Origin of the sequence: Microcoleus sp. S28C3, assembly GCF_036700785.1 — a bacterium.
GTDB classification, from domain to species: Bacteria; Cyanobacteriota; Cyanobacteriia; order Cyanobacteriales; family Microcoleaceae; genus Microcoleus; species Microcoleus asticus.
Genome location: NZ_JAUBPO010000154.1, coordinates 1 through 11,705, shown reverse-complemented (window position 1 = coordinate 11,705; position 11,705 = coordinate 1). Strand labels below are relative to the sequence as shown.

Genomic DNA, 11,705 nt, shown 5'->3' with positions numbered 1-11,705 from the left:
TTGCTGGTATTTATAATTATGAACTTTCTTTGAAGATAAATTAGCGATCGCCTGAGAATTTCGCAAGAGGTCTACTGTCAGTATCGGCGACATCAATGACGACGGCAAACCTGACTTAGCTTTGGCGACCCAAGGTGGCAGAACCGCCTTCATCTTGCTCAACACTACCCCCAAAGTGACTGTTGTCACCGCCACCACTGCTGACGGCAGCTATAGCGTCGGTTCCACCATCGCCGTCACCGTCACCTTCGATGCTGTTGTCACCGTCACCGGCGCACCCCAACTGCAACTAGAAACCGGCACAACTGACCAATTTGCCACATATGCTAGCGGTAGCGGCGGTACGACCCTCACATTCAACTATGTAGTCCAAGCAGGCGACACCTCTGCCGACTTAGAATACCTCTCGACAAGTGCCCTCACTCTCAACGGCGGCACAATTCAAGATAATTTGGCTGTGAATGCCATCTTAACCCTCCCCACCTTAGCCTCCGCTAATTCCCTCGGCGGTAGCAAAGCCATAGTTATCGATACTCTTGCACCCACCATCACCAGTGTCACCTCTACCACCGCCGATGGCAGTTACAACACAACTGGCAACATCAATGTCACCGTCAACTTCAGCGAAGCAGTTACCTTAGCCGACGGTAACATGACAGTCGCCTTAGACACAGGTGGTACTGTCACTATTACACCTTTCACAGGCACATCTGCTGTGGGCACATACACTCCAGCAGCCGGACAAAATAGCACCGACCTCAACTCAACTGGGATCACTTTAGCAGTCGGTGCAACATTAAGAGATGCTGCGGGAAATAATGCAACAACATTGACTATTCCTGCGGGGCAGTCTTTAGCAAATAGCAAAGCCATAGTTGTAGACACCGTTGTCCCCACAGTTACCTTAACATCCGCATCCCCAACAACCACAACCGCACCATTTTTAGTCACAGCAACCTTCAGCGAAAGCGTCACAGGATTTATTGCCAGCGACGTTAATCTTACTAACAGTACGATTAGCAATTTCACGGGTAGCGGCACAACTTATAATTTTACCGTTACACCGAATGCTGATGGCGCTGTCACCGTTGATGTCCCTGCTGCTACAGCCACTGATATTGCGGGTAATAACAATACCGCCGCCACTCAACTGACTCGTACTGCTGATATTACAGCCCCCACAGTTGCCTTAACATCAACTTCCACAACTACAGTCAACGCACCATTTTTAGTCACAGCAACATTCAGTGAAGATGTCACCGGATTTGATAATACTGATATTACGGTCACCAATGCGACTATCGGTAACGTTGTCACAGTTGATGCTAAAACTTACACCTTTGATGTGACTCCCACTGCTGATGGTAATGTCACAGTTGATGTCGCTGCGGCAATAGCAACTGATACAGCAGGTAATAACAATACCGCAGCCACGCAACTGACTCGCACCGCCGACATCACCGCACCAACAGTTGCCTTAACATCAACTTCCGCAACAAACACAAACGCACCATTTTTAGTCACAGCAACATTCAGCGAAAGCGTCACAGGATTTAGTGCAACAGGAGTAAATGTTACTAACGGCATTGTTAGCAATTTTGCAGGAAGCGGCAGCAATTATACTTTTACAGTCACACCTAATGCTGATGGCCCTGTCACAGTTGATGTCCCTGCGGCAATAGCTACGGATACAGTCGGTAATAACAATACCGCAGCCACGCAACTGACTCGCACGAATGATGCTACAGCGCCAACAGTTACCTTAACATCAACTTCAACACCAACAGTAACTGGTTTATTTAGCGTCACCGCTACCTTTAATGAAGATGTCATCGGCTTTGATAATACTGATATCACCGTAGCCAATGCGACTGTCGATAACTTTGTTAAAGTTGATGCCAAAACTTACACCTTTGATGTCACTCCCGCTGCTAGTGGTAATGTCACAGTTGATGTCCCTGCTGCCAAAGCAACGGATACAGCGGGTAATAACAATACCGCAGCAACTCAACTGACTCGCACTGCTAATATCACCACACCTGACATCACCCCACCAACAGTTACCTTAACATCAACTTCCACACCAACAGTAACTGGTTTATTTAGCGTCACCGCTACCTTTAATGAAGATGTCACCGGCTTTGATAATACTGATATCACCGTAGCCAATGCGACTGTCGATAACTTTGTTAAAGTTGATGCCAAAACTTACACCTTTGATGTCACTCCCGCTGCTAGTGGTAATGTCACAGTTGATGTCCCTGCTGCCAAAGCAACGGATACAGCGGGTAATAACAATACCGCAGCAACTCAACTGACTCGCACTGCTAATGTCACCACACCTATTGTTGATGTCACCGCACCTACTGCTAACTTGGCTGCAATTTCTAACCTTACTACAGCGGGTGGTACAAGTCAGACATTGACAGTTACTTTCAGCGATAGTAGTGGAGTTGATGTTAGCAGTTTAGATGATTCTGATGTTGTTGTAAATTGGTCAGGTGCCGATCTTCCTGCTACCTTTGTTAGTGTTGATATTAATAGCAATGGTACGCCGCGTACAACAACATATTCATTTACTCCGCCTGGTGGAATTTGGGATAATGCTGACAATGGTACTTACACAGTTAATTTGCAAGCATCGCAGGTGAAGGATGCTGTTGGCAACTTGTCTGCTACTAGCAGTTTAGGTACTTTTGGCGTGAATATTCCCGCACCCGTCACCACACCAACACCTGTCACCACACCAACTCCGGTAACAACGCCAACTCCTGTCACCACACCAACTCCCGTCACCACGCCAACTCCGGTAACAACGCCAACTCCTGTCACCACACCAACTCCCGTCACCACGCCAACTCCGGTAACAACACCAACACCTGTCACCACACCAACACCTGTCACCACACCAACTCCGGTAACAACACCAACTCCTGTCACAACACCAACTCCTGTCACAACACCAACTCCCGTCACAACGCCAACTCCTGTCACAACACCAACTCCTGTCACAACACCAACTCCCGTCACAACGCCAACTCCTGTCACAACACCAACTCCTGTCACAACGCCAACTCCTGTCACAACACCAACTCCCGTCACAACGCCAACTCCTGCAGCATTGGTAACGCCAATACCGACACCGATACTCGCACCAACGCCTGCGGAAACACCGACACCCGCACCAACGCCGACACCGACGCCGACGCCAACACCATCGGTAACGCCAATAACTAATAACATTCCGAATGATGACTGCATCTGCGACAAAATTTCCTATCCCAACTTAAACCAACCGAATGCAGTTGAAAACACCATACTCGGTGTATCCGCACTTCAAATAGGCACTGCCAAAAACGATGAATTACTGGGTAGTAACAGCGGCAATATATGCGATGCCAAATCCGGGGATGACAACTTATATGGTGGCGATAGCAGCGACATCCTCAACGGCAACACAGGCAATGATTTTATCAGCGGTGGTAGTGGCAATGACATCTTATTTGGAGATGAAAATAATGACATCATTCTTGGCAACTTGGGCAAGGATCTAATCTTCGGAGGCAAAGGCAATGACTCGATAAATTGCCGCGAAGATGATGACATCGTTTATGGGAATAGAAATGATGACTTTATTGATGGGGGTAAGGGTAGTGAGACCTTATTTGGAGGCAAGGGGAATGACATAGTGCTTGGTAGTCAAGGTGAGGACTCCCTATTTGGCAGTCAGGGTTCGGATACCATCTGTGGCGGCGCTGGCGATGATTTTATCAGCGGTAACGAATCAGCAGATATCCTGGGAGGGTGTGAAGGAAATGATACTATTTACGGAGGCGAAGATAACGATACTCTCACTGGTTGTCAAGGTGATGATATTCTTTACGGAGACTTGGGCAATGATAGTTTTATTGGCGGTAGCGGCAACGATATCTTTGCCTTAAAAGCCGATCGAGGATTTGACACGATCGCTGATTTTACCTTTGGTCAAGATTCGATCGCACTAACCGGAGGTTTGAGTTTTAGCCAGTTAGCAATAACTCAAAATAATCAGGGAACTCTCATCAAAAATCTCTTGACAGGAGAGGAGTTAGGTGTGATGATTGGAGTGAGTGCTAATTTGATAACAGCCGTGAATTTCCGGCAGATTTAGGGAAGGAAGGAAAGCACGATCACCCGTTCGATCCAAAAGGGCGATCGTACTTCTACCAATTTTAAAAGGTCTAGCAAAAATTTAACGATTATTCATACTTCCTGCCGCGCCACTGAGTAGGCTGATTTAAAGCAGAAATTAGAATACGCAAAAACGCCAGCGGATCGGCTAAAGGTGACAGCCAAAACAGCCATTTACCCGATGCCTGAGTTGTATCGTAGGAAGGGGCGATCGCCAAACACAAAGCCGATCGCACTGCAACCAAAAATACATTCAATCCCAACAGCCAAAAGTGCGGAAATACACCAACCGGCGGCAGCGAACCAAACAGCAAATAGCACAACACAATCGGCACCGGCAAACCTTGAACCGCCAGCAACAGCCACAAATCGCCCCAAATTTGACCGCCCGAAGCAGCATCTTTCAAATCCAGCGATCGACCCCATTCATTCCAAGTCTCGATCGCCCCCTCATACATCCGTACCTTCAACACCTTAGCCCCATCCAAAAAGCCCACCTTAAAACCCTTAGCAGCCGCATAGCGAGCCAAAGTCACATCATCGCAAAACGAACCCCTCGCCACCTCATAGCCCCCCAATGCCACCAAAACCTCGCGCTTGCAGAGAAAACACTGACCGTTCGCCATCACCCGTTCCGGCACATCCCCGCCAGTGCCCGTCGGCCCGAACCGATAAACCAAAGTCATTAACAAAGCAGGTTGCAGCCACAACTCCCCCGGATACTTGAGGATAAACTGCGGCGACAGCGAAATCAAATCGTAATTTCCAGCCGCCGCCGTCTTCAGCAAACTCGCAATCAAACCCGGATGCGGCACAGTATCCGCATCTATCCCCAAAATCCACTCGCACTTCTCCGAACTTGCCAAAAAGCCTGCATTCAGCGCCCAGGGACGCCCTACCCAACCCGCCGGCAGCGGATCGTCGTTAATCAAGCGAAACCGGGGGTCTTTTTGTGCTGCTGCTTTGACTAAATCTCCGGTTCCGTCTACCGAATAGCTGTCAACCACGATCGCTTCTCGGAGTTCGTAACTTTGGCTGGTTAATCCTTCCAAACAAGGCGAAATTCGATCGGCTTCGTTCAAAGTCGGTACTACCGCAGTACAAGCACCTAACAAATCCAGCGTCGGCGAATCCGGTTCCAGGGGCGGGATGCGCGATGGGCCTTTAATCAGACGCGACATAAGAAGGGCTGCGGCGGGCAATTGCAGCAGCAGGAGTGCGACAGCGATGATACTTGTCAGCGGTTGGGAGAACAGGTGAGGGGCGATCGGGAAAACCATGCTATTGAAGAATTGAAGAATTGGGAATGACTTACTGGATATGGGTTGGGAGCTTATTTACAGTTGATTTTTTTGTAATTGGTATCAATTTTAAAAATTTAATAAAATTTTTGCCTCAAACATATTACAGGAATTGGGCATGAAAATATCGCCGCTGAAAAACCCGGTTTCTACAAGAAACCGGGTTTTTAAACTAGCTCAAAAATTAGTGTAAGTTTTTGCTAAATCAGCCGCTGTTGCTCACTAGCAACTCACTTACGCAAAACGCCCACGGGCTGAGGTGGAATTTCAGCCGCGAGCACAGATGTATCCAAAGACGGCATTGTTTCTGTTACGTAACCTGCTGCGGGTTTAGCGATCCAGCTTAACGCGATCGCCGGAACTACGCCCAGAAGCACCGCTAGCGATGTCGGGAACCAGAACCGAGAATCCAACGAAGTTACAGTGATAATTGCTCCGAAAGCAAAGTTTACCAAATAAACAATTAAGGGCAAACCCAATTCCGATCGCTCTAATTTAATGGGTGTTTTTCTCCACAAGAAAGCTGCTACAGACATAAATAGCGCCCCCGTACCCATCCAGCCAGCCAAATTGCGGTAAGGCATCCCAAAGAAAGCCCCAATTTCCTCAAACTCCCAAAAAGGCACAGAAGTTTGACTCATCGCCGGATCTAGTACAAAATCCCAAGCTGTTAGCAGCAAAGCACCAAGGGCGATCGCCCCTATTTGACGCACCCAGTTGAGCTTACCTTTACCGCCCGCTACTCCAGCGCGAGCAATTACATAGGAAACCAGTCCCAGATAAAACCACGAGAGGGGAATTGTAAACGGAACCAGCCCTGCTATTTTGTAGCCCAAACCGCTCAAATAATGGTAGTGGCCGAAAGGAAAACCCGTACTCGTTCCCAACAACTCGCTACTCAAGGACAAAAACACAGAAGGCAGTAAAAAGGCCAGAGTTGCACCCCAACCCAACGTCCGAAAGGCATAGAGAGCAACTGCTGCTGCACCAAAGATGATATAAACTACTCCACCCCCAGCCATCCCCCACTGGAATAGCGTTTGCCCTGCTGGTGGCAAACTCATCACCAATTCGGGACGGGGTAAAATCAGCAGCAACCCTGCCAATCCAAAAGCCATTGACAAGACGTGGGCAATCAGGCAAAAGCGCTCAGCAATCAAAAGTTGCTTCATGGGACTCCTCGAAAAAATATTAGATGCGGAAAGCACTTCCTAACAGTTTACAAATCTTTAACAAAAAACGAACACGAACTGGCGATCGGCATTTTTCCAAAACTTACACCCAGGGCCGACAAACCCGGTTCCTGACTTACTACCTCGTTGCTAAACCCCTTATTTTTCTAAGAAACCCGGTTTTTTGGCGAGGGATTGGTGGCATAAGTGCGGAATGCCCTTCTTCCCTCGGCTTCTATCCGTTATAGAACCCATTTGAGATCTGTCGTTATAACCGTAAGCCTTGTGGCATTGGGATTTCAAATCTTTGGCCGCCATCGCCCCACGATCTCTCGTCTTGTGGCTATTGAGTTATCTGAGACGGCTGGTTTGTCCGCCTTATTTTTTAAGAAAAGATCCAAAATGGGTTCTATAAAGCTAGTTCTATGCTCTGTTTGGGCTGGAAATTTGTTTGAGTTCCGCGAACTTCACTTCAATCAATACAAGCAGTGAATCTAAACATCCCGTAAGTACAAGACTGTCGATGGGGTTTAAGAACTCCTTCTTCAGGGAGATCGGCCTGCTTACTTTTTAGCGGATATTGGATATGACAGATGCCATGTACTTAAACTGTATGAAATCTTCTAAAAGTTCGGTGTCCAAACAATGTGTTGTACTGGTGCAACCAGAGGTTAGCCATCTTATTCGCGAACTTCGGCAACTAACCCAACTCACCCAAGTGCAACTCGGAGAATCGCTGGGTGTTGCTTACGAGACGATTAATCGTTGGGAAAATAAACGGATTCAACCCTCCCCTTTAGCCTTAAGGCAAATTCGGACGCTGGTTGCGGAACTGGGTCAATCCTCTTCAATCGTCGTTCGAGAAGGCAGCAAAAAGCTTTTGGCTCAGTATTTTTCACAGAGGTAGGGCGTGTGAGTGATGCAGTAGAGGAGGCAGATCCTAAAAACTTATTCGCAGGCGAGAGCGAGATGGCGATGTTGATGCGATCGCACGATTGGTCGCAAACACCGCTGGGTGCTGTCGAAACTTGGTCGGACAGCCTGAAAACGGCTGTGCAGATCCTGTTGACCGAACTCGATCGCACCCAGCAGCCAGACAAGACGCAGCTAGAATCTAATCTGCCAGAGGAGCGCCCCTCCACAGATGCCTTGCATGAAACTGCCCAAGAAGCCGATGCGTTTCGAGTCAGGCTCACCAATGCGCTGCGCCCGCTGACTGATGCCAATGAGATTCAGGCAACCGCTGCCCGCATTCTGGGCGATTCTCTAGGAGCAAGCCGCGTCATTTATATTGAAGTGTTACCCGGCGGCAAGGAAGTCATCGTTCATAAAAACTACACGAACGGCGTTGCCGAATTGAGTGGCCTGTACCATCTGGAAGACTTCGGACGCAACCTGACAGACGACCATCGAGCAGGGCGAACAGCGATCGTTCCCGATGTGGCGAACTACCCTAAATACACAGCCAGCCAGAAGGCAAGTTATCAAGCGATCGATATTGCCGCGCATATTGATGTGCCGCTGATTAAGAACGATCTATTCGTCGCCTTGCTGGCGGTGCATCAGGCAAACCCTCGCTCGTGGACGGAAGACGAGGTGAGACGAGTCGAGGAAACAGCAGAGCAAACGTGGGCAGCCGTCGAGCGTGCCCGTGCTGAAGCCGCATTACACGAGAGCCGCAGCGAACTCGAACAGCAACTGCGGAAATTCGACGCGATCGTAGCTGCTATTCCCGATTTTATTTACACCTTTGATTTGGCGGGACGGTTCACGTATGTCAGTCCGGCGTTGCTCAATCTTTGGCAGAAAACTTCGGATGAAGCTTTGGGAAAGAACTTTTTTGAGCTGGATTATCCCACCGATTTAGTGACCCGACATCAGCAACAGATTGAACAGGTGATCGCCACGCGCCAGCCGCTCAAGGATGAATCGCTCTACACTAGCGCAATCGGCACACGCGCCTATGAATACATTTTTGTACCGCTTTTTGGCATAAACGGTGCAGTAGATGCAGTAGCAGGCGTGACGCGAGACATCACCGATCGCAAACGGGCAGAACAAGCCTTGCGCGAAAGTGAGGAGCAGACTCGGAATATTCTGGAGAGCATCGCTGAAGCGTTCTTTGCCCTGGATGACAACTGGCGGTTCACCTACGTCAATCGCTCCGCCGGAGTATTGTTCGATCGCGCTCCAGGCGATTTGATTGGCAAAAATTTATGGGAAGAGTATCCAGGACTGATTGGCAATAAGTTGGAAGGGATTTACTTGAGCGCCATGCGCGATCGTGTGGCTGCGTCATTGACCGCGTTTTACCCCGACCACGATCGCTGGTACGAAGTTCGCACCTACCCCGCCCCAAACGGTATCACCGTTTATTTCAACAATGTTACCGAGCAGATTCAAACTGCTGCAATCCTGCGTCAATCGGAAGAACGCTACCGGACGCTGTTTGAGTCGATCGGCGATGGCTTTTGCATCATCGAGATGCTGTTTGATAAAGACGATCGCGCGATTGACTACCGCTTTTTAGAAGTCAATCCGTCGTTTGAACAACAATCAGGATTGGTGCAGGCAGTGGGCAAGCGGATGCTTGAACTCGCCCCAGATCATGAGAAGCATTGGTTTGAAATTTATGGCAGAATCGCGATAACGGGCGAACCGCTTCAGTTTGAGAATTATGCTAAAGCACTGAACCGTTGGTTCGAGGTGTATGCCTGTCGCACGGGTGAAGCTCAAGCGCGAAAAGTGGCAGTCGTCTTCAAAGATATTAGCGATCGCAAACGGGCAGAAGAAATGTTGCGGCGAAACGCTGAATTTAATGCTTTCCGTGTCTCTCTCGCCGACGCGCTGCGTCCGCTTGCCGATCCCGTGGAGATTCAGGCTACAGCCAGCCGCGTGCTGGGCGAATATCTCGGCGCGAACAGGGTAGCGTACTTTGAGGTTCGCGGCGCTGATTACGTCGTCGAGCGCGATTACGTCAATGGAGCTGAACCACTCGCTGGCGGTTACTCGGTGGATTCGTTCGGCCCCAAGCTGCTCGCGGCGTACCGCAGTGGTCGCGCCGTGTCCGCGTCCGATGTGGAAGCCGATCCCAACCTGTCCCCAGATCAGCGATCGGCTTACGCCGCGATTCAGATCGGTGCCTACATCGGCATACCCCTGCTCAAGGGGGGCGAGTTCGTAGCGGGGCTGGCAGTTCACGCATCCGGGTCGCGAACTTGGACGCCGGACGAGGTGTTCTTGGCGGAAGAAGTAGCCGAGCGCACTTGGGCGGCAGTCGAACGCGCCCGCGCCGAAGCAGCCTTGCGCGACAGTGAGGAGCTAAAGCAACGCATTTTAGAGAGCAGCAAGGATTGCATTAAAGTTTTGACGCTCAACAGCGAAATCGTCTATATCAATCCAGGCGGGTTGCGCCTGTTGGAAATCGACGATCCAACGCTGGTTCTGAACGCCTGCTGGCTTGACTTTTGGAAAGGCGAAAATTATGAAAATGCCAAGAGTGCGATCGCGGCTGCCAAAGCAGGCAATACAGGTCAGTTTCAAGGCTATCTTCCCACTCACAAAGGTACACCGAAGTCGTGGGATAGCATCATCACGCCCGTGCGGAATAGCGCTGGGGAGGTGACTCAACTGGTGGCAATTTCACGTGATATCACGAAGCAAAAGCAAGCTGAAACTCAACGGGAACGACTGCTGGCGCAAGAGCAAGTTGCACGAGAAGCTGCCGATCGCGCCAACCAGATTAAAGATGAGTTTTTGGCGGTGCTGTCCCATGAATTGCGATCGCCCCTCAATCCGATTCTTGGCTGGTCAAAACTTTTGCAGCAAGGACAACTGGATGCGGCAAAAACCGCAACGGCATTGACGACGATCGAGCGTAACGCCCGACTCCAAGTGCAACTGATTGACGATCTGCTCGACATCTCCCGGATTTTGCGCGGCAAACTCAGTTTAACCGTGATGCCTGTCGATCTCAGTGCCGTCATTTCTGAAGCCCTAGAAACAGTTCGCTTGGCCGCAGAAGCGAAATCCATTCAAATTAATACAAAGATTTTACCCAGTGTTGGCATCGTAATCGGCGATGCTGGGCGGTTGCAGCAGGTGGTCTGGAATCTGTTGTCTAACGCAGTCAAATTTACACCTCACCAGGGACAAGTCGCTATCACCCTCACTTTGGATGAAACGCACGCTCAAGTTCAAGTTACCGATACTGGCAAAGGGATTCGCTCTGATTTTGTGCCCTATGTCTTCGAGCATTTTCGGCAAGAAGATGGAGCCACCACCCGCAAGTTTGGGGGATTGGGATTAGGACTGGCAATCGTGCGGCAAATTGTAGAGCTGCATGGGGGAACAGTCGCGGTTGAGAGCCCTGGTGAAGGACAAGGAGCTATCTTTACAGTTCGCATTCCGCTTGCGCCTCGCTCTCGTGAATTGCCAGCGATCGAGCAGCCATCGGACTCAACCGGAGATTTAAGTGGCATTCATGTCTTAGTTGTGGATGATGAGGCAGACTCACGCGAGTTTGTAGCGTTTGTTTTAGAACAAGCGGGGGCGACCGTCACCAGCGTTGCCTCTGCAACCAAAGCACTGCAAGCATTTTCCCAAGCGGTTCCAGAGATCGTTGTCAGTGATATTGGGATGCCAGAAATGGATGGCTATATGCTGATGCGTCACATTCGCAGCCTGCCGATCGAGCAAGGCGGACAAATTCCAGCGATCGCCCTCACAGCCTATGCTGGAGAGATGGATCGACAGCAGGCGATCGCAGCAGGCTTTCAACGTCATCTTGCCAAACCTGTTGACCCCGAAGTAGTGGTCGCGATTATCACAAAATTATTATCATCAGGCTAAATCAGGCAAACTAAACGCCACCTGGCTCTCAAATCTTGCCTAATTAAGCTGGGAGGGCGACAAAGAGGCCGAGAAACTAATCTAATCAGAGTTGCAGCCCGTATCCCCTGTTAATAAACTCGATTTCCCCCATACCAACAGTCCGGACAGTTTTTTGGGGTGAGTGGCGAGGAAAGCTATCCAAGGCTTAAAGTACAGTCATACATAAAAA

General features: G+C 49.7%; 6 protein-coding genes. 3 read left to right on the top strand and 3 right to left on the bottom strand.

Going from position 1 to position 11,705, the window contains the following annotated elements; all coding sequences use genetic code 11:
* The coding region (locus QUA13_RS29375; protein ID WP_333204231.1) for a hypothetical protein at positions 1-189 on the bottom strand (189 nt) is incomplete at its 3' end.
* On the opposite strand from QUA13_RS29375, the gene QUA13_RS29370 reads away from it, so the two are divergent.
* Positions 176-4,150 (top strand): Ig-like domain-containing protein, encoded by a 3,975-nt coding sequence (locus tag QUA13_RS29370; protein ID WP_333204229.1) that lies wholly within the window; start codon positions 176-178, stop codon positions 4,148-4,150. The genes QUA13_RS29375 and QUA13_RS29370 overlap by 14 nt on opposite strands.
* An 88-nt stretch (positions 4,151-4,238) precedes the next feature.
* On the opposite strand, the gene cruG is transcribed toward QUA13_RS29370, so the two are convergent.
* Both cruG and cruF read right to left on the bottom strand, forming a co-directional pair.
* The gene (gene cruG, locus QUA13_RS29365; RefSeq protein WP_333204227.1) at positions 4,239-5,450 is read right to left on the bottom strand and encodes a 2'-O-glycosyltransferase CruG; all 1,212 of its coding nucleotides are present in this window, start codon (positions 5,448-5,450) and stop codon (positions 4,239-4,241) included.
* Positions 5,451-5,701: 251 nt separating this feature from the next.
* Positions 5,702-6,643, bottom strand: coding sequence for a gamma-carotene 1'-hydroxylase CruF (cruF, locus tag QUA13_RS29360; RefSeq protein ID WP_333204225.1), 942 nt, complete (start codon positions 6,641-6,643; stop codon positions 5,702-5,704).
* A gap of 586 nt (positions 6,644-7,229) precedes the next feature.
* Between cruF and QUA13_RS29355 the strand changes: the two genes are divergently transcribed.
* Entirely contained in the window at positions 7,230-7,550 is a 321-nt protein-coding gene (locus QUA13_RS29355; RefSeq protein ID WP_333204223.1) for a helix-turn-helix transcriptional regulator, read from the top strand.
* Between the two features lie 62 nt (positions 7,551-7,612).
* Positions 7,613-11,494 carry a PAS domain-containing protein gene (locus QUA13_RS29350; RefSeq protein WP_445242757.1) on the top strand — a complete coding sequence of 1,294 codons (3,882 nt, stop codon included), beginning with the start codon at positions 7,613-7,615 and terminating at the stop codon, positions 11,492-11,494.
* Positions 11,495-11,705 lie beyond the last annotated feature (211 nt).

Excerpts from the sequence above, each read along its gene's own strand:
- cruG (WP_333204227.1), bottom strand. The coding sequence starts at position 5,450 with ATGGTTTTCCCGATCGCCCCTCACCTGTTCTCCCAACCGCTGACAAGT.
- cruF (WP_333204225.1), bottom strand. The coding sequence starts at position 6,643 with ATGAAGCAACTTTTGATTGCTGAGCGCTTTTGCCTGATTGCCCACGTC.
- QUA13_RS29355 (WP_333204223.1), top strand. The coding sequence starts at position 7,230 with ATGACAGATGCCATGTACTTAAACTGTATGAAATCTTCTAAAAGTTCG.
- QUA13_RS29350 (WP_445242757.1), top strand. The coding sequence starts at position 7,613 with ATGGCGATGTTGATGCGATCGCACGATTGGTCGCAAACACCGCTGGGT.